At 74.1% G+C, this 20943-nt stretch carries 22 protein-coding genes; 9 read left to right on the forward strand and 13 right to left on the reverse strand.

Features of this window, described 5'->3' with window-relative positions; genetic code table 11:
- Positions 1 to 116: 116 nt before the first annotated feature.
- The 3 genes from IFT79_RS04990 (at position 117) to IFT79_RS05000 (ending at position 2605) form a co-directional block, all read left to right on the forward strand.
- Positions 117 to 1142, forward strand: coding sequence for an SDR family NAD(P)-dependent oxidoreductase (locus IFT79_RS04990; RefSeq protein WP_192123041.1), 1026 nt, complete (start codon positions 117 to 119; stop codon positions 1140 to 1142).
- 40 nt (positions 1143 to 1182) lie between these two features.
- Complete coding sequence (locus IFT79_RS04995) at positions 1183 to 1773, forward strand: TetR/AcrR family transcriptional regulator (RefSeq protein ID WP_123571386.1); 591 nt, start codon at positions 1183 to 1185, stop codon at positions 1771 to 1773.
- A 328-nt stretch (positions 1774 to 2101) separates the two neighbouring features.
- Positions 2102 to 2605: a hypothetical protein gene (locus tag IFT79_RS05000; RefSeq protein WP_056043909.1), complete on the forward strand. Its 504-nt coding sequence runs from the start codon at positions 2102 to 2104 to the stop codon at positions 2603 to 2605.
- A 68-nt stretch (positions 2606 to 2673) separates the two neighbouring features.
- On the opposite strand, the gene IFT79_RS05005 is transcribed toward IFT79_RS05000, so the two are convergent.
- The 3 genes from IFT79_RS05005 to IFT79_RS05015 all read right to left on the reverse strand — a co-directional run bounded on the left by IFT79_RS05005 (position 2674) and on the right by IFT79_RS05015 (position 5694).
- Complete coding sequence (locus IFT79_RS05005) at positions 2674 to 3567, reverse strand: helix-turn-helix transcriptional regulator (protein WP_192123042.1); 894 nt, start codon at positions 3565 to 3567, stop codon at positions 2674 to 2676.
- Between the two features lie 166 nt (positions 3568 to 3733).
- The gene (locus IFT79_RS05010; RefSeq protein ID WP_192123043.1) at positions 3734 to 4993 is read right to left on the reverse strand and encodes an ATP-binding protein; all 1260 of its coding nucleotides are present in this window, start codon (positions 4991 to 4993) and stop codon (positions 3734 to 3736) included.
- Complete coding sequence (locus tag IFT79_RS05015) at positions 4990 to 5694, reverse strand: response regulator transcription factor (protein ID WP_192123044.1); 705 nt, start codon at positions 5692 to 5694, stop codon at positions 4990 to 4992. Before IFT79_RS05015 ends, IFT79_RS05010 begins: the two co-directional genes overlap by 4 nt.
- 200 nt (positions 5695 to 5894) lie before the next feature.
- Here IFT79_RS05015 and IFT79_RS05020 point away from each other — a divergent pair, with 200 nt between their 5' ends.
- Genes IFT79_RS05020 through IFT79_RS05035 form a run of 4 tightly spaced genes read left to right on the forward strand, consistent with a single transcriptional unit; the run spans position 5895 to position 9338 of the window.
- Positions 5895 to 6395 carry a hypothetical protein gene (locus IFT79_RS05020; RefSeq protein WP_192123045.1) on the forward strand — a complete coding sequence of 167 codons (501 nt, stop codon included), beginning with the start codon at positions 5895 to 5897 and terminating at the stop codon, positions 6393 to 6395.
- A complete protein-coding gene (locus IFT79_RS16850) occupies positions 6392 to 7456 on the forward strand; it encodes a peptidoglycan-binding protein (RefSeq protein WP_192123046.1) in 1065 nt (354 codons plus the stop codon). The genes IFT79_RS05020 and IFT79_RS16850 overlap by 4 nt, the downstream gene beginning before the upstream one ends.
- Positions 7453 to 8148 carry an ABC transporter ATP-binding protein gene (locus IFT79_RS05030; RefSeq protein ID WP_043594658.1) on the forward strand — a complete coding sequence of 232 codons (696 nt, stop codon included), beginning with the start codon at positions 7453 to 7455 and terminating at the stop codon, positions 8146 to 8148. The genes IFT79_RS16850 and IFT79_RS05030 overlap by 4 nt, the downstream gene beginning before the upstream one ends.
- The gene (locus IFT79_RS05035; RefSeq protein ID WP_192123047.1) at positions 8145 to 9338 is read left to right on the forward strand and encodes an ABC transporter permease; all 1194 of its coding nucleotides are present in this window, start codon (positions 8145 to 8147) and stop codon (positions 9336 to 9338) included. The genes IFT79_RS05030 and IFT79_RS05035 overlap by 4 nt, the downstream gene beginning before the upstream one ends.
- Before the next feature lie 10 nt (positions 9339 to 9348).
- On the opposite strand, the gene IFT79_RS05040 is transcribed toward IFT79_RS05035, so the two are convergent.
- From IFT79_RS05040 to IFT79_RS05050, 3 genes are read right to left on the reverse strand one after another with little or no spacing between them, the layout of a single operon-like run.
- Positions 9349 to 10317, reverse strand: a complete 969-nt coding sequence (locus IFT79_RS05040; RefSeq protein WP_192123048.1) for an aldo/keto reductase — start codon at positions 10315 to 10317, stop codon at positions 9349 to 9351.
- Positions 10314 to 10538: a hypothetical protein gene (locus IFT79_RS05045; RefSeq protein WP_192118563.1), complete on the reverse strand. Its 225-nt coding sequence runs from the start codon at positions 10536 to 10538 to the stop codon at positions 10314 to 10316. The genes IFT79_RS05040 and IFT79_RS05045 overlap by 4 nt, the downstream gene beginning before the upstream one ends.
- A complete protein-coding gene (locus tag IFT79_RS05050) occupies positions 10535 to 11464 on the reverse strand; it encodes a helix-turn-helix transcriptional regulator (RefSeq protein ID WP_192123049.1) in 930 nt (309 codons plus the stop codon). Before IFT79_RS05050 ends, IFT79_RS05045 begins: the two co-directional genes overlap by 4 nt.
- A gap of 191 nt (positions 11465 to 11655) precedes the next feature.
- Here IFT79_RS05050 and IFT79_RS05055 point away from each other — a divergent pair, with 191 nt between their 5' ends.
- On the forward strand, positions 11656 to 12405 hold the full coding sequence (locus IFT79_RS05055; RefSeq protein WP_043594651.1) for a GntR family transcriptional regulator: 750 nt from the start codon (positions 11656 to 11658) through the stop codon (positions 12403 to 12405).
- A gap of 109 nt (positions 12406 to 12514) precedes the next feature.
- Here IFT79_RS05055 and IFT79_RS05060 read toward each other — a convergent pair whose 3' ends face one another.
- The 6 genes from IFT79_RS05060 to IFT79_RS05085 all read right to left on the reverse strand — a co-directional run bounded on the left by IFT79_RS05060 (position 12515) and on the right by IFT79_RS05085 (position 19384).
- Positions 12515 to 13714 (reverse strand): zinc-binding dehydrogenase, encoded by a 1200-nt coding sequence (locus IFT79_RS05060; protein ID WP_342211767.1) that lies wholly within the window; start codon positions 13712 to 13714, stop codon positions 12515 to 12517.
- A complete protein-coding gene (locus IFT79_RS05065) occupies positions 13711 to 14478 on the reverse strand; it encodes an HAD family hydrolase (protein ID WP_192123050.1) in 768 nt (255 codons plus the stop codon). The genes IFT79_RS05060 and IFT79_RS05065 overlap by 4 nt, the downstream gene beginning before the upstream one ends.
- Positions 14475 to 15800, reverse strand: coding sequence for a TIGR03364 family FAD-dependent oxidoreductase (locus tag IFT79_RS05070; protein WP_192123051.1), 1326 nt, complete (start codon positions 15798 to 15800; stop codon positions 14475 to 14477). Before IFT79_RS05070 ends, IFT79_RS05065 begins: the two co-directional genes overlap by 4 nt.
- Entirely contained in the window at positions 15797 to 17527 is a 1731-nt protein-coding gene (gene phnE, locus IFT79_RS05075) for a phosphonate ABC transporter, permease protein PhnE (protein WP_192123052.1), read from the reverse strand. The genes IFT79_RS05070 and phnE overlap by 4 nt, the downstream gene beginning before the upstream one ends.
- Positions 17524 to 18348, reverse strand: coding sequence for a phosphonate ABC transporter ATP-binding protein (phnC, locus tag IFT79_RS05080; protein ID WP_056043952.1), 825 nt, complete (start codon positions 18346 to 18348; stop codon positions 17524 to 17526). The genes phnE and phnC overlap by 4 nt, the downstream gene beginning before the upstream one ends.
- Positions 18349 to 18457: 109 nt before the next feature.
- Entirely contained in the window at positions 18458 to 19384 is a 927-nt protein-coding gene (locus IFT79_RS05085) for a phosphate/phosphite/phosphonate ABC transporter substrate-binding protein (protein ID WP_192123053.1), read from the reverse strand.
- Positions 19385 to 19610: 226 nt separating this feature from the next.
- Between IFT79_RS05085 and IFT79_RS05090 the strand changes: the two genes are divergently transcribed.
- Positions 19611 to 19949, forward strand: coding sequence for a hypothetical protein (locus IFT79_RS05090; protein WP_192123054.1), 339 nt, complete (start codon positions 19611 to 19613; stop codon positions 19947 to 19949).
- A gap of 35 nt (positions 19950 to 19984) precedes the next feature.
- On the opposite strand, the gene IFT79_RS05095 is transcribed toward IFT79_RS05090, so the two are convergent.
- Positions 19985 to 20908: an EamA family transporter gene (locus tag IFT79_RS05095; protein WP_192123055.1), complete on the reverse strand. Its 924-nt coding sequence runs from the start codon at positions 20906 to 20908 to the stop codon at positions 19985 to 19987.
- Between the last annotated feature and the right edge of the window lie 35 nt (positions 20909 to 20943).

Here is a 20943-nt window from a genome sequence, read left to right on the forward strand (position 1 = left end):
AGGCGTACAGCCGCGCGAGCCTCCTGCCGCGGTAGCGTCGCATTACGAGACGAAGTGTCTCGATTCAGGGCGTGGTCTCCGCGCCTCGACCCGCCCCTCCTCAGAGAAGAGACGACATGTCCGACGCCACCGCCCCCCTGACCGGCTCCCGCACCATCGGCACCTGGCTCGACCACCCCGAGGGCGGGCCGGCGCTCCGTGCCGCCCTCGGGCAGGGAGGCGCGTTCGACGAGGGCGCGCTGGCCCCGGTCCGCGGCCTGCCGCTGCAGCAGCTGGTCGCGATGAGCCAGGGGCAGGTGCCGCAGGAGCTGGTCGACGGCCTGGTGCTGCAGGTCAACGGCGGCGTCGTGCCCGACGAGGCGGCCGAGGCCGACGGTCCGTGGCGCGAGACCGTCACCCCCGCTCGCTTCGCCGGCAAGACCGTGATCGTCACGGGAGCGGCGTCCGGCATCGGCCGGGCGACGGCGTCGCGGGTGGCGCGCGAGGGCGGTCGAGTCGTCGCCGTCGACCTCTTCGCCGACAAGCTGGAGGCACTGGTCGCCTCCCTGCCCGACGCCGACGTGGTCACCGTGGCCGGCGACATCACGAAGCAGGACGACATCGACGCGATCGTCGCGGCGGCCGGCGACCGCATCGACGCCCTGGCCAACATCGCCGGCATCAACGACGACTTCTCGCCCCTGCACGAGACGAGCGACGCCATGTGGGACCGCGTGATCGGCGTCAACCTCACCGGCGGGTTCAAGCTGTCGCGCGCCGTGATCCCCGTGATGCTCGGGGCCGGGCGCGGCTCGGTCGTCAACGTGGCCTCGGAGGCGGGACTGCGCGGCAACGCGTCGGGCAACGCGTACACGGTGTCGAAGCACGGCGTCGTCGGCCTGACCAAGTCGGCGGCCTTCATGTACGCGAAGCAGGGCATCCGGGTCAACGCGGTGGCACCCGGCGGCGTGGCGACCGGCATCCCGTTCCCGGCGAACGTGTCCGAGGCGGGGTCGGCGCGGCTCCGTCCGTTCCAGGCGGCGATCCCGACGATCGCGACGGCCGAGGAGCTCGCGGCGTCGATCACGTTCCTGCTGAGCGACGACGCGGTGAACGTCAACGGCGCGATCCTCGCGAGCGACGGCGGCTGGTCGGTCCAGTAGGAGGGGTGGGGCCGCGGCGGGCGTGCGGGAGGATGGACCGGTGACCACCGCACGCCCCGGCCGCGCCCGCAGCGAGGCCGCCCGCCTCGCGATCCTCGACGCGACCCGCGACGAGCTGGCCGAGCGTGGCTACGACAAGCTCTCGCTCGACCGCATCGCCGCGGCGGCGGGGGTCGGCAAGGCGACGATCTACCGCTGGTACCCGGCGAAGGCGGCACTGGTGGCCGAGGGCATGCTCACGGGACACCTGCTGCCCCACCTCGAGGTGGCCGACACGGGCGACGTCCGTCGGGACGTGCTCGACTGGCTCCGCGCCTCCTTCTCGACCTTCGCCTCGCCTGCGGCGGGCGGGCTGATCCGCGCGTCCATCGCGGCGACCGCCGAGGACGCCGCCGTCGCCGAGCACTACGAGGAGCGGGTCACCTCGGTCACGCGGGCGGCACTGCTGGCCCGCCTCGAGTCCGGGAGGCGCGCGCGGCAGATCCGGGACGGCGCCCCCCTCGAGGCCCTCGTCGAGTCGCTGATCGGCACCGTGCTGCTGCACGTCGTGACGCGCCGCGATCCCGGGCCGGCCGCGCTCCAGGCCACGGTGGACCTGCTGTTCGACGGCGTCGCGGCGCGGTCGGACTGACGCGTCACCGCCCGTCCATCGCCTCCTCCACAGAGGGGCGCCGAGCGTGCCGGAAGGCGTCCGCCTGTGGAGGGACGCCTCCGTCGCCTCCGGCAGCAGTGGGTGGTGGCCGAGGGCAGCCTCTGAGCAGGTCGCGCGGGCCCGACGAGCCGGCGTCGTACTCCGGTGACGCGCCACCGGGGCCCATCGTTGGTCACCCGACCAACGTCGACCGTGAACGCGTGCATCGCGCCGCCGGTGGCCACAGGATCGTTCTCGCAAGGCAGTTCCACTCGACAACACGAAGCACCGCAACTCGAACTCCTACGACAACGAAAGAGGACGAACAATGAGCAAGCTGAAGTCGAAGACCGCCACGATCATCGCCGCCGTCGCCGTGAGCGGCGTCGCCGTCACGGGGCTGAGCGGATTCGCCGCCGCACCCGCACAGGCGGCGACCACCGCCCCCGCCTCGCCGGAGTCCAGCACCGGCAGCCCGATCACGGGCAGCGTCACCCTCGACCCGCTGGCCATCGTCAGCGCGATCAGCGCCGCCGTCAACGACCAGGGCGACCGGTCGGGCGCCGTGCTGGCCGCCCTGGACGTCGGCTACTACAACGCCGGCAACCCCGACCGGCTCACGGTCGCGGTCGTGAACAAGAACCAGGACATCACCGTCGAGGGCTCGATCGCCGACGCCCAGCCGATCGACATCAAGGGTGGAAGCTACGTCATCTACTGGTTCGACGGCCCCGGCAAGGTCACCAACAACGGTGACGGCGGCTACCTGAACTGGGGCGTGCTCGGCAACAACGTCAAGACCGACAACGTCATCAGCATCAACGGCGGCTGACCCCGCCGCGGCACCGCGGAACCGCCCCGACGTCCTCACCGGACGCCGGGGCGGTTCCGCGTGCGACGTCAGGCCGGCGGTAGGGCAGGAGGCGCGGGTCGGTTCGGCGCCTCGACCGCCGCCTGGCCGTCCCGACGGCGCCCCCGCCGCACGATGCGCGACCGGATGACGCCCTTGACGAACGCGACCGAGACGAGCGCCGTCCGGTTCGGGGCGCTCCACGTCCGCATCAGACGGGCCAGGTGCCAGGCCACGGCCTGGCGGCTGTAGGCCGTCTCGCGGGCGATCTCGGCGTTCGAGAGGCCGTAGGCGGTGAGCGTGAGCATCTGCCGCTCGACGTCGTCGAGGTCGGGGGCGTCGGCCACGAGGTCGAGCACGACGTCGGGCCCCGGGGCCGCAGGGGGTGGCTGGGGGCCGCCCGCGCCTCCTGGTCCCCCGCCCGGCGGGGCGGCGACGAGACGGGGCCGGTGCCGCGCCCACTCCTCGGCCCAGCAGGTCCCGAGCTCGTGGGCGACCTGCGAGGCGCGCGCCATCGCGAGGACGAGCGCGCCGGCCTGCCCGCCCGACGCCGAGTGCATGACGAGCGAGAAGATGCGCAGCGCGGGCAGGGCGCCCCGCAGGACGACGGCCAGGTCGACGTCGGGGCAGGCCGCACTGCGGCGGGCGACGGCACGCAGCTCGTCGAGGCACGAGGCCGACACCGGACGGCCGTGCTCCACCGCGGCGAGGGCCGGACCGAGCACGATCGGCACGATCTCGGCGTACCGGTCGCGCAGCCACGACCGACCGGTCGCGCCGACGTCCTCGAGCGAGCAGTCGAGCAGCAGGTCGCTGAACTCGTCGTGCCGGGCGTCGAGCCGCAACCCCAGGGGCTGACCCGGACGCATGATCGTCGTCGGGCGGCCCGTCGCGGAGCCGCCCGTCGTCGGGCGGTCCGCGGGGACGCCACCCTGCTCGGTCAACGTCCCACCCCCGGTCGCGGCGCCGGCGCCCCTGGCCGGTCGGCCCGCCTCGCGGGCACGTTCCGAGCCTAGGAGCGACGAGCCGGTCGCACAGTCGGCTGGCTGGCCGACCGCGGTGTCCCCCGCAGGGGCCGGACCGACGCGACGGCGTGCCCGCCGGGCCGGTTCACCGGCCGGTCGCGGGCGCGGCGAACACCACGCGCACGACCAGACCGCCCGAAGGAGGCGCGTCGAGGGTCAGCGTCGCCCCGTGCGTCTCGGCGACGGCCGCGACCAGGGCCAGGCCGAGTCCGTGGGAGCCGGCGACCCGACCCGCCGGCCGGTGGAACGGCTCGGTCAGTCGCCCGACCTCGGCCGGGTCGAGCACGGCCCCGCCGTTGGACACGATCAGGGTCGGCGCCCCCGAGCCGTCGGTGCCGACCGTCACGTCGAGCCGGCCGCCGGGTTCGTTGTGGCCGATGCCGTTGCGGACGAGGTTGCCGACGAGCACCGAGAGCAGGGCCCGGTCGCCCGTGACCTGCGCGGGGCGGGCGACGCAGTGCACCTCGACCCGCGCCCGGGCGGCGGCGGACGCCGAGGCGGCCACCACCTCGTCGACCACGGCGACGAGGTCGACCGCGTCGGCGGCGACGCCGTCACCGGACTGCACGTCGGACAGCGTCAGCAAGGCCTCGACCGTCTCGATGCTGCGGGTGTTCATCTCGCGCAGGCGTCGGATCGTCAGGGACGGCGGCGAGCCGGCCGCGAGGGCCGCGTCGAGCATCGCCTGCGTCGTCGCGAGGGGCGTGCGGAGCTCGTGCGAGGCGTTGGCGGCGAAGCGACGTTGGGCCTCGTACGAGCGGTCGAGCCGGTCGAGCATGTCGTCGAACGTCGTCGCGAGACGGCCGAACTCGTCGTCGGGGCGCCCGGGTGCGAGCGCGGCGAGCCGCTGCCGGAACGACCCCGCGGCGCCGTGTTCGGCCTCGCGCGCCGCGCTCGCGAGGTGCTCGACCGGGCGGAGGAGGCGCCCGGCGACGACCCAGCTCAACCAGACGCCGACGACCAGCGCGACGACGAACACGATCGACGAGGTCGTGAGCAGCACGCGCAGGAGGTCGTTCTCGCCCGAGATCGTGACCGCCGCGCGCAGCTCGGCGGTCTCGGCGACGGGCGACGGCCCGGCGGTGGCGACGCCGCCGTCGCCCGCGGGCGCCCACGTCGCCGTCGGCGACGCCGGGTCGCCCGCGCCGACGCCCGGCGCGTGCAGGGCGGTGATCCGGTAGTCCGGGACGAAGCGCATCACCAGGAACACGGACGCCACGATCGACAGGCCCACGACCGTCAGCACCGCGCTGACGGTGGCGGTGAGCCGGAGACGGGCGCTGCCCCGGTGACGCAGCCCGCGCCTCCTGGGCTCTGCGGCCGAGGACCGGGTCTCGACGGTCACCGGTCGACCCCGTCGGCGACGACCTCGGCGTCCTCGGCGTCCTCGGCGGCGATGCGGTAGCCGCTGCCGGGGACGGTGTGGATCACCCAGGGCTCGCCGAGGCGTCGCCGGAGGTTCGAGATCGTGACCCGCACCGAGTTGGTGAACGGGTCGGCGTTCTCGTCCCAGGCCTTCTCGAGCAGGCGCTCGGCACTGACCACGCCCCCGTCGGCCTCGAGCAGCACGCCGAGCACCGCGAACTCCTTCCGGGTGAGCTTGACGTATCGGCCGTCACGGTAGACCTCGCGGCGGAACGCGTCGTACCGCAGGTCGCCGCGGACCGTGACCGGCGGGCGCGACCGACGCGGGCGCCGGGCGAGCGAGCGCATCCGGGCGATCAGCTCGGGGAACTCGAACGGCTTGGCGAGGTAGTCGTCGGCACCGAGCTCGAAGCCGTCGACCTTGTCACGGGTGCGCCCAGCCGCGGTCAGCATCACGATGCCCGGGCCGTCGCCGGCCGCCGCCACCGCGGCGCAGACGTCGTCGCCGTGCGTGCCCGGCAGGTCGCGGTCGAGCAGCACGACGTCGTAGTCGTTCAGCGCGATCGCCTCGAGGGCGGCGTCGCCGTCGTGCACGACGTCGACGGCCATCGCATGGCGCTCGAGGACGCTCTGGACGGCCTCGGCGAGGTAGACCTCGTCCTCGGCGACGAGTACGCGCATGGTGGCTCCTGTTCGGGTCGGGACGGACGGGACGCGGACGCCCTCCTCCAGAGTGACATGTCGGATGTCACCGAAACGTAAAGCCCGCCGTTTACGGGCCGGCAACGAGCCGTGCGGTGGTCTGGACCCCGTCGCCCGACGAGGGCGACGCCGTGACCACCGGTCGCGGCCCGTGACCGTAAGAGACCAGGAGTCCTTCCATGCCCAGAACCCGCAGCGCCCTGTTCGCCGCCCTCCCCCTGCTCGTCGTCGCCCTCGCCGGCTGCTCGACGGCCGCCGACGACCCCGCCGGATCCGAGTCGCAGATCGCCGCCGACGCCCAGGCGTGGGATCTCGCGAACGCGAGCTGCATGCGCGAGGCCGGCGTCGACATCGGCGACCCCTCGGGCGACGGCGGAGGCATGGCGATCTCGCGCGGCGACGACATGGACATGGATGCCCTGTTGGCCGCCTCGGAGAAGTGCCGGGAGTCGACGACCGACGAACTCGGCGAGCGCCCCGTGACCGCGTCCGAGAAGGAGAGCCAGGACGAGTTCGACGCGAGGCTGCGCGAGTCCGCCGAGTGCGTCCGTGACGCGGGATACGACGTGACCGACCAGCTCGACGGAGCCGGCGGCACGGACACGATGGACGACGTCCCCGAGGGCGTGCTCGAGGAGTGCGGCGCGTTCGGCAGCATGCCCACGACGGTGACCCGGTGAGCCCGTCGCGCCGAGCCGTCGCCTGGTCGTCCGTCGCCGGCGTGGCCGTGGTCGGGGCCGCCGTCACGGCCGTGTTCCTGGTCGGACCGCCCGGGGCGTCCCGTGCCGCCGACGCGCAGGTCGCGGCGGGCACGACGACGAGGCCCACCACGGCCGTGGTCGAACAGGGCACGCTGACCGGCACGACGACCAGGGCGGGCAGGCTCAGCCGCCTCGACGGGCCCACGGTCACAGGGTCCGCACCCGGCACCATCACCTCGCTGCCGAAGGTCGGCGACGCCCTCTCGGCACGCAGCGAGCTCTTCCGGGTCGACGACGAACCGGTCACCGCGTTCGAGGGCGCCCTGCCGCAGTGGCGGGCGTTCGAGCAGGGCATGGCGAAGGGCCCGGACGTCCGGCAGGTCGAGGAGAACCTCAAGGCCTGGGGGTACTTCACGGGCACACCGGACGACCGGTTCGACCGGCGCACCGCGACCGCCGTCTCGGCCTGGCAGAAGGACACCGGCCAGGAGCGCACCGGGTCGATCGCCCGGGGTGCCCTGCAGTTCGTCACGGGGTCGTTCACGGTCAGCACCCTGACGGCGGCCGTCGGCGACGCCTCGGGCGGCGACCTGTACGACACGGCCCGCGACGACAAGGTCGTGTCGGTCGACCTGCCCGTCGGGTCGCCGCTGGCCGCCGTCGACGGGGTCGTCTCGGTCGCACTGCCCGGTCACGGCACCGTTCCCGGGCGGGTGTCCGACGTGGGGGCGGCCGTGGCCGACGAGACCGCGGGCACGACGACGGTCCCCGTCACGGTGTCGCTCGACGATCCGGTGGCGGCCGGCGACCTGACCGACGCGTCGGTGCAGGTCGACTTCGTCTCGGAGGTGAAGGAGGACGTGCTGCACGTGCCGGTCCTCGCCCTGGGCGCGGCCGTCGACGACGGCTTCGTCGTCGAGGTGCTCCAGCCGGACGGCACGACGACGGCCGTGCCGGTCGAGGCCGGCCTGTTCGCCGGCGACCGGGTCGAGGTGACCGGCGACGTCCGGGCCGGCGACGAGGTCGTGGTGCCCGCATGAGCGCCGTGATCGAGCTGCACGACGTCACGCGCGAGTACGGCCGCCCCCCGACGACCGCGTTGTCGTCGGTGTCGCTGCGGATCGACCGCGGCGAGCTCGTCGCGATCGTCGGCCCGTCCGGATCGGGCAAGTCGACCCTGCTGAACGTCCTCGGCACGCTCGACCGCCCCACCTCGGGCACCGTGCTCGTCGACGGCGTCGACGTGGCCGAGCAGAACGACCGTGAGCTGTCGGCCCTGCGGGCGCACCGCATCGGGTTCGTCTTCCAGCAGTTCCACCTGAGCGAGGGCGTCAGCGCGACCGACAACGTCGCGAACGGCCTGCTCTACGCGGGCGTGCCGCTCCGGCAGCGCCGAGCACGAGCGCGGGAGGCCCTCGAGCGGGTCGGACTGGGGCACCGCCTGACCCACCGACCGAACCAGCTCTCGGGCGGTGAACGGCAACGCGTCGCCATCGCGCGGGCCGTCGTGCACCGCCCGTCGCTGCTGCTGGCCGACGAACCCACCGGCAACCTCGACACGAAGGCCGGCGAGGGCATCGTGTCGCTGCTCGGCGAGCTGCACGCCGAGGGCACCACGATCGTCGTCATCACCCACGACGTCGAGCTCGCCGAGCGGTTGCCCCGGCGGGTGACGATCCGCGACGGGCACCTGGTGCACGACAGCGCGACCCTCGCGGGGGTGACCGCATGAGCGCCTCGGAGACGCCCTCGCGCCTCCTCGGGTCGGACGTCGTGCGACTGGGCGTGTCCGGGCTGGCGTCCCGACCCACCAGGGCCGTGCTGTCGGCGCTCGGCATCGCGATCGGCATCGCCGCCATGATCGCCGTGGTCGGCATCTCGACGTCGAGCCAGGCGAAGCTCGCGGCGACCCTGGACGAGCTCGGCACGAACCTTCTCTCGGCGTCCCAGGGGAAGGACTTCTTCGGCGAGGCGGTCGACCTGCCACTGACCGCGGGGGCGTCGGCCGGGCACACCCAGGGGGTCCGGTCGGCAGCCACGACCGGCACGGTGGCCGACGTCGGCGTCTACCGCAGCAGCGCGGTGCCCGCGGGCAACACGAACGGCATCACGGTGCGGTCGGCGTCGCCGACGCTGCTGGAGGTGCTCGAGGCCCGCGTGGCGTCGGGCGTCTGGCTCACCGACGGCATGGCGCGGTACCCCGTGGTCGTCCTCGGGGCCGAGGCGGCGGCCCGGTTGGGCATCACCGTGCCGGGGCGCCACGTGATCGTCGGCAGCACCGAGTACGTGGTGGCGGGCATCCTCGAACCCGTGCCGTTGGCGGCCGAGATCGACTCGTCGGCGCTCATCGGTGAACGGGCCGCGGAGGCGCTGGCCGGTGCGCCCGTCCACCCGACGGCGATCCACGTCCGGGCCGACCCCGCCCACGTGCAGGAGGTGCGCGACCTGCTCGCCCGGTCCATCCAGCCGCGGAGCCCGTCCGACGTCGAGGTGACGCGGCCGTCCGACGCGCTGGCGGCACAGCAGGCCGCGGACCAGGCGTTCACCGGGTTGCTGGTCGGCCTCGGCGGGGTGGCGTTGCTGGTCGGCGGCATCGGGGTGGCGAACACGATGGTGATCTCGGTGCTCGAACGTCGACGCGAGATCGGGCTGCGGCGGGCGCTCGGGGCGACGAGGTCGCACATCCGTCGGCAGTTCCTGGCCGAGGCGCTCGTCCTGTCGCTGCTCGGCGGGGTCGCCGGGGTGCTGCTCGGGGCGGCGGTGACCGCGGCGTTCGCCGCGCTGCGGGGGTGGCCGACGGCGATACCGCCCGTTGTGCTGGTCGCCGGGCTCGTCGCGACGCTCGTGATCGGGGCTCTGGCCGGGCTCTGGCCGGCCGTGCGAGCGGCACGCACCCCGCCGACGGAGGCGCTGCAGTCGTGAGGGGGGCGCCTCACCACCAGAACGGTGACTGCGGCCGGTAGGGCTCCTCGAGGCGGCGGACGTCGTCGTCGGTGAGCTCGACGTCCAGGGCGGCGACGGCGTCGGCGAGGTGGTGCGGCTTCGTCGCGCCGACGATCGGCGCCGAGACGACGGGGTTCCGCAGCACCCACGCCACGGCGACCTGGGCCATCGACACCCCGTGCTCGGCGGCGACCTGCTCGACGGCGTCGATGATCGGGCCGTCCTCGTCGGCGTCGAAGGCCTTCGCGACCTCGTCGACGGCGGACCGCTCGGTGGTCGCACCACGCGGTCGCGTCAGCCGCCCCTTGCCCTGCGGCGAGTAGGGCACGAGCCCGACGCCGAGGTCGGCGCAGAGAGGGATCATCTCGCGTTCCTCCTCGCGCTTCAGCAGGTTGTACTGGTCCTGCATGGTCGAGAACGGCGTCCAGCCGTTGACCACGGCGGCGGTCTGCATCTTCGCGAACTGCCAGGCGAACATGCTCGAGGCGCCCGTGTACCGGACCTTGCCGGCCCTGACCAGGTCGTGGAGCGCCTCCATCGTCTCCTCCACCGGGGTCTCGGGGTCGAAGCGGTGGATCTGGTACAGGTCGACGTGGTCCGTGCCGAGTCGCGTGAGCGAGGCGTCGACCTGCTCGAGGATCGCCTTGCGCGACAGGCCCGAGCCGCCGGGGCCGTCGTGCATGCGACCACTGACCTTGGTCGCCAGCACGACGTCCTCGCGGCGGGAGTACTCGCGCATCGCGCGACCGACGAACTCCTCACCGGTGCCCTGCTGGTAGACGTTCGCGGTGTCCCAGAAGGTGACCCCGAGCTCGACGGCCTGGCGGAAGAACGGTGCCGAGGCCGCCTCGTCGAGGGTCCACGAGTGGAGGCCCCGGGTGGGGTCGCCGTAGCTCATGCAGCCGAGGCCGATGCGGCTGACCTGCAGGCCTGTGGTTCCCAGACGGGTGTACTTCACGGTCGTGCCTCCTCGGCGTTCGGGGGTGATGTGGTCTCGATGGCGGGGTGCGCGGCATCGGTCGCGCCGGGCGCGCGTCGGTGGAAGAGCGCGGCGATCGCCCAGGGGCCCGGCTCGAGACGCACCGCCATCTCGTCCAGCACCCGCGCCTCCTGCTCTCGGTCGCGCGTGAGGTCGGAGATCTCGCAGGAGGCGCGCCACCACGTCGCGAGACGGCTCACGATCCGGCCGCCCCGCGCGGTCCGCTCGCGACGTCGGGTCGGTCCGGCGCGTCGGCGCGGACGACCGCCGGGTCGGCCTGCGGTGCCGCCCAGCTGGCGAGGAGGCGGAGGCGCTCCTCGGTCGGCGAGCCGGGCTCGGCGCTGTAGACGAGGAAGTTCAGGCCCGGGCGGCCCATCGGCTCCATGGCCTCGTAGACCATGTCGAGCTGACCGACGACCGGGTGGTGGAAGCGCTTCTGGCCGGACGTGTGGTGGCGCACCTCGTGGGCGCCCCAGCGCACGCGGAACTCGTCGCTGCGGGTGGACAGTTCGCCGATCAGGTCGTGCAGGGCGCGGTCGTGGGGGTCGCGGCCGGCCTCGGTGCGCAGGATCGCGACGTTGATGTCGGCGGCCACCGACCACGACGGGTAGAAGGCCTCGGCCTGCTCGCGGTGCAGGAAGACGAAGCGGGCGAGGTTGACCGGCCGCTCGTCGAGGGCGTAGAGGTCGGAGTAGAGCGCCCGGAAGAGCGCGTTCTCGGCGAGGACGTCCATGCGCCCGTTGCGGACGAACGCGGGCCCGGCCGTCACGGCGTCGAGCACGAGCTGCATGCTGCGCGAGACGGTCTCGGGCGGACGGCGTCGACGCCGGGCGCGCACGGGCGACTCGTTCGCGGCACGGGCGAGGTCGGCCAGGTGCTCGCGTTCGGCGTCGTCGAGCAGCAGGGCGGTCGCGAGCGAGTCGAGCACGGCCTCGGACACCCCGCCGAGGCGCCCGCGTTCGAGCCGCGTGTAGTACTCGACGCTGACGCCCGCGAGCAGCGCCACCTCGCTCCGCCGCAGTCCGGGCACGCGGCGTCCGGGCCCGCCCGGCAGCTCGACCTGCTCGGGCCGCACCCGCGCCCGTCGGCTGGTCAGGAAGTCGCGGATCTCGCTCTCGGTGTCCATGCCCTCGACGCTACGACAGGGGCGGGTCGCGGTGGGAAGCCCTGGTGGTGACCCCCTCGGCGCGACGACGGGACGAACCCCGTTCGCGAAGGAGAACCCCGATGAAACGGGGTTCGTCTTCGCGAACGGGGTTCGTCGTCGCGGACGGGGCCCATGACGATCCCGACCGCACCGCTCGGTAAGATCCGCACGTGCCTTCGACCCTCTACGAGCAGATCGCCGACGACCTGCGGCGGCGCATCCTGAGCGGCGACCTCGCGGTCGGCGACGACGTGCCGAGCGAGGGCGAGCTGGCCGAGCAGTGGCGCACCTCCCGCGGGCCGATCCGCAACGCCCTCGCCGCCCTGCGCTCCGAGGGCCTGGTCGAGACCCGGCGCGGCCGCCCGGCGCGGGTCGTCGCGCGCAAGGCGCACCACCCGGTCGACGTGTCGATCCCCTTCACCAAGTGGGTGCGCGACGTCGGCGGCGAGCCCGGCGCCCGCACGCAGGAGGTGTCGCTGCGCCGCGCCGACGATGACAAGGCCCGGTCGCTCGGCATCGAGCCGGGCGCCCTCGTGGTCGACGTCGTCCGGCTCCGACTCGTCGACGGCCGCCCGACCATGCTCGAGCGCCTGACCTTCATCGAGGAGGTCGGCCGCGTGCTGTTCGACGTCGACCTCGACACGGTGTCGATCACCGAGTACCTCGACTCGCGGGGCTTCGGCTACGCCGACATCGACCACGAGATCGACGCGGTCGCCGCCGACGAGCTCGACGCCGAGCTGCTCGGGGTCGAGCCCGGCACACCGATCCTGCGGCTGCACCGCATCACGCGCGGCCCCGACGGCCGCACCTTCGAGGCCTCGGACGACCGGTACCGCAGCGACATCGTCCGCTTCACCGTCTCGGCGTCGGGCCGGGCCCGCGAGGGCGACCACTTCATCCGCGCGATCGGCCCCTGAGCGGCGCCGACCCGCCCCCCCTCCCGCGTCCGCGGACGCAGGAGGCAGGACGCAGGAGGCAGGACGCAGGAGGCGCGGGGCAGCCCCCGCAGGCCGCCACCGCCCCCGGTCACTCCGGTCGGACGCCCACCCGCACCGACCCGCCGGCGGCGGCCGCCGCGATCCCGGCGTCGAGGTCGCGCAGGGCGACGACCTCGCCGACGAGGGCGTCGAGCGGCCAGGCCGCGTGCCTCCGTTCGACGAAGCGGGCGGCCTCGACGAGGTGCCGCGGGGCGTAGTTGTGCACGCCACGGAGGGTCACGAGACGTCGGACGACGCTCTCGGCGTCGAGCGGCACCGCCGGGGCGGGGAAGACGCTGCCGACGAGCACGGCCACGCCGCCGACGCCCAGCGCGGCGAGCGCCGAGGTCACGGCGTGCGGCGACCCCGAGGCCTCCACGGCGACGAGCGGGGCACCGCCCGCGACGGAGAACGCGGTGCTCAGGCCGTCGTCGGAGTCGGGAGCAGCCGTAGGGTCGACCGTCGCGACCGCGCCGAAGCGGACGGCGAGCCGACGGCGGGCGGGATCGGGGTCGACGACGACCACCCGGGCCCCGGCGTCGGTGGCCAGCGCGGTCGCCGTGAGGCCGATCAGCCCGGCCCCCGTGACGAGCACCACGGCACCGTCCAGGGGCACGATCGCCGAGGCGGCGTCGAGGGCCGCCACGGCCGTCGCCGTGCCGCACGACACCGGGGCCAGCAGCTCGGCGGGGAGGTCGGCCTCGACCGGGACGATCGCCGTGCCCGACCGCACGTGCACGTGCGTGGCGAAGCCGCCGCTCAGTTCCCAGCCCGTGACGAGCCGCTCGTGACCGTACTTCCGCACCGACTCGCACTTCTGCGGCAGGTCGCGCCGGCAGGTGGCGCATCGACCGCACGAGACGGTCAGCGACCAGACGACGCGTTGCCCGACGGCGAGCGGCGCCCCGTCCACGGCGACCGCCCCCGGCCCGAGGGCGACCACGCGACCGACCTGCTCGTGACCGAGGACGAGCGGGGCGGGCGCGCTCCGGTCGCCCCGGGTGGTGTGCACGTCCGAGCCGCAGATCGTCGCCAGTTCGACCTCGACGAGGGCGTCGCCGGGCTCGAGGACGACCGAGGGCACCGCGACGGCCTCGTGAGGACGGCCGGGTTCGAGCCACACCATGGCGGTCGGGGCCGGGTCGAGGGGCAGCGCGGCCGGGGAGGTGGGGTCCGTCACGGACGCGACCCGCGCCTCCTGGTCCGTCGTCCGCGGCGGCACCCCCGTCCGCGGCAGGGCGGTGGTCACGCGACCGCGGTCGTCGACGCGCCGGCGGCCGCGACCCCGGCGAAGGCCGGCAGCCCGACGAGGTCGCGGACGCTCTCGAGCACGACGTCGGCCCCCGCGGCGAGCAGCTGCTCGCGGGTGTGCGCGCCGGTCGTCACGCCGACGACGAGGCCCGCACCGGCGGAGCGCCCCGAGAGGACGTCGCTGACGGTGTCGCCGACGACCGCGACGGCGGCGACGGACGAGGCACGGGTGCGCAGCAGCGCGGTCAGCACGAGGTCGGGTGCGGGGCGTCCGCGGCCGGCGTCGACGGGCGAGAGGGCGGCGTCGACCGTCCAGCCGAGCGCGTCGAGCAGGCGGTCGCGCGTGACGGGCGAGAAGCCCGTGGTCAGGACGACCGAGACCCCGGAGGCGCGGAATGCGTCGACGAGGTCGCCCGCGCCCTCGATCGGCTCGACTCCCGACTCGTCGACGAGCTCGCCGTAGGCCACCTCGAACTCGTCGTTCGCGCGCTGCGCGAGCGCCGCGTCGCCCCCGGTGAGGTGCCGGAAGACCTCGATCTTCGAGCGGCCCATCGTGTCGCGGACGTACTGCAGGGCCTCGTCGCGGCTCAGCGTCGGGCCGAGGTCGACCCGGTCGGCGACGCGGGCGAAGGCCTGCTCGACCACGCCGTCGTCGACGACGGTCGTGCCGGCCATGTCGAGCACGACGAGCTCGATCGGGGTCGCGGCCTCGGCGGCGGGGGTGCCGGACGAGGCGGGGGTGGTGGCGGTCGTGGTGCTCATGCGGTGAGGCTCTCTGTGAGGGGCGAGGGGACGGCCGAGGGGACGGGCGAGGTGACAGGCGAGTGGACGGTCGAGGTCGGGGCGAGGGTGTCGAGCGCCCGGTCGCGCCCGCCGTCGAGGTGCGCCCCGACGACGTGCTCGGCGAGACCGAGCCCGGTGGTCATGCCGATGCCGGTCGAGACGACCGTGACGAGCACGCCCGGGGCGACCTCGTCGACGACGAACTCGTCGCGACCCGAGGCGTAGACGCCCTGCCACCGCTCAGTGACGACCGGCTCGGCGCCGAACAGCACGCGGAACTCGTCGAGGAAGGCGTCGGCGATCCGTTCGTCCTGGAACGGCGCGATCGAGGCGCCCTTGTGGTGGCTGTCGCCGACGATCACCGACCCGTCGGGCAGCTGCGTGTACATCTGGTTGAGGTCCATCGCGGCCAGGTCCGGGCGCTCGGCGTGCAGTCGGGACCGCACCGCGTCGGCCGCTCCGGTGCCGGCGAACGCGCTGTAGCGGATCAGCGACCAACCGGTCAGCAGCGGGGCGACGAGCGGCCGGACGAGGTCGGCCCGCACCCGCAGCATGTCGAGGCCGCAGCGCTCGAGGGCGTGTCTGTCGGCGAGGTCGGGCAGCAGCTGGTCGAGGTCGTGGTTGGTCGCGACGACGACCGTCCCGGCGTCGATCGGACCGCGGCTCGTCTCGACCCGTCCCGACGAGACCGACCCCACGGAGGTGCGGGTCAGGAAGCGCACCCCTCGCGTCTCGAGGTGCCGGCGGATCGCGTCGGCCGCCTCCCTCGGGTCGACCTGCAGGTCGTACGGGAGCAGGGCGCCGCCGACGACCGCACCGGGAGCCACCGGGGCCAGCGACGACAGCTCGGCCGCGTCGAGCCGCTCGATCTCGGGCCGGTCGCCCAGCACGCGGTCGGTGCGGGCGAGGGCCAGCTCGTCGAGCAGGTCGAGCTCGTCGACGTGTCGGGCGGCGACGAGGGTGCCACGCCGGGACAGCCAGAAGCCGGCGTCGCGGGCCAGCCGCAGCCAGAGCTCGCGGGCGGCGAGGGCGTGGCGGCGGGCCTCGCCGCTCTGCGGGGTGAGGCAGAGGTGGCCGAAGTTCCGCACGGTCGAGCCGCCGATCACCGGGGAGCGGTCGACGACCAGCACCGAGAGCCCCCGGTCGACGGCGGCGAGGGCGGCACCGAGGCCGACGACGCCCGAGCCGACGACGACCACGTCGTGCGGTGCCGCCGCGTGCCCTGCTGCCGCGGTCGAGGCCGCGGTCGGGGCAGCGGAGTGACGGGCCGCCCCGCGGGCCGTGTCGTGTGTCGCGGTCAACGGAAGACCCTCCGCATCCAGATGGCGAGCCCCTCGACGACCAGGACCGTGACGAGGATCATCAGCACGATCGCCGTGACCGTCCCGTAGTTCGAGCCCTGGCTGGCGTTGAGCAGGTAGTAGCCGACTCCCCCGGCACCGACGATGCCGAGCAGCGTCGCGGCCCGCAGGTTGGTGTCGAGCATGTAGAAGGTGTGCCCGATCAGGGCGCGGGTGCCCTGCGGCAGGGTCGCCCCGGCGTAGACCTGCACGCGACTCGCCCCGGTGGCCGAGAGGGCGCGTTCGGGGCCGGGCGAGACCTCCTCGAACGAGTCGGCGAGCAGCTTGCCGAGCAGCCCGACGCCGCCGAGCGCCAGGGCGAGGGTGCCGGCCTGCGTGCCGAGCCCGGTGACGACGATCAGCACGATGGCGAGGATCACCTCGGGCACCCCGCGGATGCCGACGAGCAGCAGGCGCATGCCGCTGCGCGCCCCTCGGCTCGGGGCGACGTTGCGGGCCGCGAGCGACCCGACCACGATCGAGGCGACGAGGGTCAGCACGGTCGCGGCCAGCGCGATGGCGATCGTCTCGCCCATGGCGGCGACCATCGTCGACGCCTCGTAGCTGCCGAACGACGGCGGCCAGAACTGCGTCGCGACGGCGGGCACCTTCGCCCAGACGGTGACGAGGTCGGACCAGGCGATGTCGCAGACGGCGACGCTCGCGACGACCACGGCGACCGCGAGCCACCCCCACGAGACGTTGCGTCGACGGGCGCGGTCCCACGGTCGGCGGAGCGCGGACTCGACGGTGGCGGGCACGGGACGCGACGGGGCGGGGTGACCGGCACCGCGCCTCCTGGTGGCCCGTCGGACGACGCGGTCGCCGAGACCGCGGCCGGTCGGCGCGATGCCGAGCATGGCGGCGCGGACGCTGCTCGAGACGATCTCCATCACGACGCAGAGCACGAAGATGACGAGGGCGTAGCCGAGTCCGAGTCCGTAGTCGAGCGACTTGAAGGCGAACGACATCTCCATGCCGAGGCCGACGACCCCGACGTAGCCGAGGATCACGCTGCCGCGGAGGTTGATGTCGTTGCGGTGCAGCACGGTCGCCACCCACGACGGCAGCACCTGGGGCAGCACGCCGGCGGTGAACTGCTGGAGGCGGCTGCCCCCGGCGGCACGGACGGCGGTGCGCGGACCCTCGTCGATCTGCTCGATCGCGTCGGCGAAGAGCTTCGAGATCATGCCGACCGAGTGCAGGCCGATGGCCAGGATGCCGGGCAGCGTGCCGAGCGAGAAGAGCAGCACGAACACCATGGCGAGCACGACGTCGGGCACGGCCCGGGCGAGCACCGTCACGAAGCGGGCGGCCGCACGCCACGCGGGGCCGGGGGTGGTGTTCGAGGCCGCGAGCACGGCGACCGGCACCGACAGGACGGCGGCGAGCAGGGTGCCGCAGATCACGAGGCCGAGCGTGAGGGCGGTGAGCTGCAACAGCTCGCCGAGCGGGGGGAACTCGATCGCCCCGACGCGGCCGAAGAACCGCTCGGCGTTGGCCCAGCTCTGCAGCATCCGCGCGGGGTCGATGTCGACGCTGCGCAGGGCCACGAGGCTCGCGACCAACAGGGCGACGAGGGTGAGGCCCGCCGCGACGCGCTCGGGCGAGACCCGGCGACGAGGAGGCGCGGTGACGGGAGCGGGGGCCGCCCCGGTCGTGCGCGGGCGCTCGGTGACGGCGGTCATCGGACGGCGTCCCCGGCGAGCTCGAGCTCGATGGCTGCCATCTGGTCGGTGCTCGTGGCGACGCGGCCGTAGATCTCCATCACCTGGGCCTTCGACAGGCCCTCGGTCCCGGTGTCGAGCACGACCCGACCGTGGCGCAGCCCGACGATGCGGTCGGCCCACGAGAGGGCGAGGTCGACCTGGTGCAGGCTGCAGATGACGGTGAGGCCCTCGTCGGCCGCGATCTCGCGGATCAGCGCCATCACCTGGTCGCTCGACTCGGGGTCGAGCGAGGCGACGGGCTCGTCCGCGAGCAGCACCTGGGGGCGCTGCATGAGGGCCCGGGCGATGGCGACGCGCTGCTGCTGGCCGCCCGAGAGGGTGTCGGCGCGCTGGTAGGCCCGGTCGAGCAGGCCGACGCGCTCGAGCCGGGCGAGCGCCTCGGCCTTCGCGGCCCGGCCGTACGACCAGAGCCCGAGCCGGGGCCCGCGCACGGTGGCGAGCGAGCCGGTCAGGACGTTCTCGAGCACGGTCAGCGACGGCACGAGTTCGAACTGCTGGAAGATGAACCCCACCTCGCTGCGCAGCCGCCGCAGGGCCCGCCCGGTGAGCTCGGTGACCTCGCGGCCGAGCACCGTGACGCGGCCGTCGGTCGGCCGTTCGAGGCCGTCGACGTGACGCAGCAGGGTGGACTTGCCCGAGCCGGAGAGGCCCAGCAGCACGACGACCTCGCCGCGTCGGACGCTGACCGAGGCGTCGTCGAGCGCGAGGGTCTCACCGAAGCGCTTGGTGATGCCCTCGAGCCGGACGACGGTCTCGGCGGGGGCGGTGTGCGGGTTCATGTTCGTCTCCGGTTCGTCGTGCTCGGACCCCGGGACGTCGCCGGGACCCCCACGCGTGCGCGAGGGTCCCGGCGGGTTCCCGGGGTGGGGATGTGCTACGTCGTGCGGGTCAGGCCTTGCACTGCGACGCGTTCGTCTTCTCGCAGATGTCGCGGATCTGGTCGTAGTACGCGTCGTCGACCGGGGTGGTCTGGAAGAACACGGCACGGAAGCCCTCGCTGTCGGCGCCCTCGATGCCCGCGGCGACCATGTCGTCGGCGGTGACGTTCGAGAGGATGTCCTTCAGCTGGGCCTTGACGTCGTCGGGCAGCGAGTCCGACTCGACGATGGGCGCGCCGGGCACCATCTGCTCGTCGATCATCTCGACGGCGTCGCTCTTGGCGACCTCGCTGTCCTCGGCGAAGCCGGCGTCGCACTCGGTGCCCTCGCCGACCTTCTGCACGCTGACGTCGTGCTTGCCCGCGAAGACCGGGGTGATGTCCTTCTCGGGGTCGATGCCGGCCTCGAGCAGCGCGTAGCTCGGGAAGAGGTAGCCCGACGTCGACGACGGGTCGACGAAGCAGATCTTCTTGCCCTTCATGTCGGCGATCGACGTGATGTCGCTGCCCTTCGGCACGATGGCCTGCGAGTAGTAGCCGGGCTCCTGGCCCTCGGCCGTGGTGATCGACGAGATCGGGGTGAGCTCGGCGCCGTTGTTCGTGGCGGTGACGTAGGTGAAGCCCGAGAACGAGGCGACGTCGATCTGGCCGGCGATGCTCGCCTCGATCAGGGCCGCGTAGTCCGTCGACTCGTGGTACTCGACCGTCTTGCCGGTCTCCCTCGCGATGTAGTCCATCAGCGGCTGGTAGTTCGTCTCGGTGTCGACCGAGTCGGGCACGACGCCGAAGACGAGGGTGCCGTCGTCGACCGCGTAGCCACCGGCCGCGTCGGACGAGCCGGTGGCCGAGGAGGCGGGGGTCGAGCAGGCGGACAGCGTGACGGCGAGCAGGGCGGCGCCGACGAGGGCGGTCGCGGCGCGGGGACGGCGGAGGGTCATGACGGCCTTTCGGGTGGGAGCAGGACGTGACGATGGTGGCACGCGCCCGACCGACATAGGAACCTATCTTTGGGCCCGTTCAACGAGAGTTCACCTCTTGTCTGCCTAACCTGGGCGAACCGACCGCGGGGCGGGACGGGGTGCCGTCCCGGCCATGGCGGGTCCAGGTGCGGCGGTCTACCCTCGGACCACCACCCCGCCCTGCTCCCGCGACGAAGGCCTCCGCATGCGACACGACGACGGCACCCCCGACTCCGCCGGCGACGACCTCGCGACCTGGTCGGACGATGCCCACCGCGAACTCGAGCTGCTCGTCGCCCGTGACCGCGAGGCCGAGCAGGCCCGGCGGCACGAGGCCGAGCGCGTCGCCCGGGTCGAACGGGCCGCCCGCCTCGAGCAGGAGCGCCGTCGCCGTGAGGCCGAGCTCCCGCCCGAACTGCGCGACGCCGACGACGAACCGTACGACGGTGGGCCGAGGCGCCGACTCGTCATGGGGTCGTCGAAGGTGCTCGCCGCCGTCGCGCTGCTGGCCGCGGTCGCCGTCGCGGTGACCGGGTTCCTGTAGCCCGACCCGCGCCTCCTGGGCTCGTGCGACGCCCGTCAGAGGGCGAGCAGGGCGATGCCCCCGAGCACGACGCCCGAGGCCGCGAGCCGCTTCACGAGCGAGCCCTCGCGCAGGACGAGCGCCCCGAACACGGCCACCATCACCACGCTCGTCTCGCGGGCCGGGGCGACGAGGGCGACCGGAGCCGTCCAGATCGCCGTCAGCACGAGGATGTACGACAGCGGCGACAACACCCCGAAGGCCAGCACCCGCGGCCAGTGGGCGCGGGCGACCGCGACAAGCTCGCCCCGACGCCGGCCGAGCGACGCGCTGTAGAAGACGACCTCGGCGAGCGTCACGCCGACCATGAACGACACGGGCGAGAGGCCCCAGGTGCGCAGGGCATGGGCGTCCCAGATCGTGTAGCTCGCGATGGCGAGGCCGGTGAGCAGGCCCCAGGCGATGCCCGGGTCGAGGCGACGGCGCGCCGGGCCGGGGGCGGCCGGCGTCGACGCGGTCGACGGCCCGTGCAGGAGGCGCGGCGACGGAGAGCCGGTCGGCCGCCGGTCGATCAGTCCGGTCGCCACCACCCCCGCGACGACCACGGCGATGCCCCCCACGGCCGTCGCCGAGAGCTGCTCGCCGAGCAGCAGGACGGCGAGACCCGCACTGACCGCCGGGCCGCTGCCGCGAGCCGTCGCGTAGACGGTCGACAGGGTGCCGACCGCGTAGCCGCGCTGCAGCACCGTCATGTAGACGACGTGCAGCACGGCCGAGACGCCCGCCCCGACCGCGAGGCCGCCGACGCTCGCCCCGAGGCCGCCCGTTAAGGGGACGACCGGCAGCCAGAGCACGGTGCTGGCGACGGCTCCCCACCAGAGGAAGGGGGTGCCGAGGCGGCTCACCCCGTGGGCGACGACGTTCCAGCCGGCGTGGCAGACGGCGGCGGCGAGGACGAGCAGGAGGGCGGTGGTGGACATGCGAGGACCCATCGGCTCGGCGCGGGGCGCGCCGA

Source organism: Frigoribacterium sp. CFBP 8759, assembly GCF_014841655.1.
GTDB lineage: Bacteria > Actinomycetota > Actinomycetes > Actinomycetales > Microbacteriaceae > Frigoribacterium.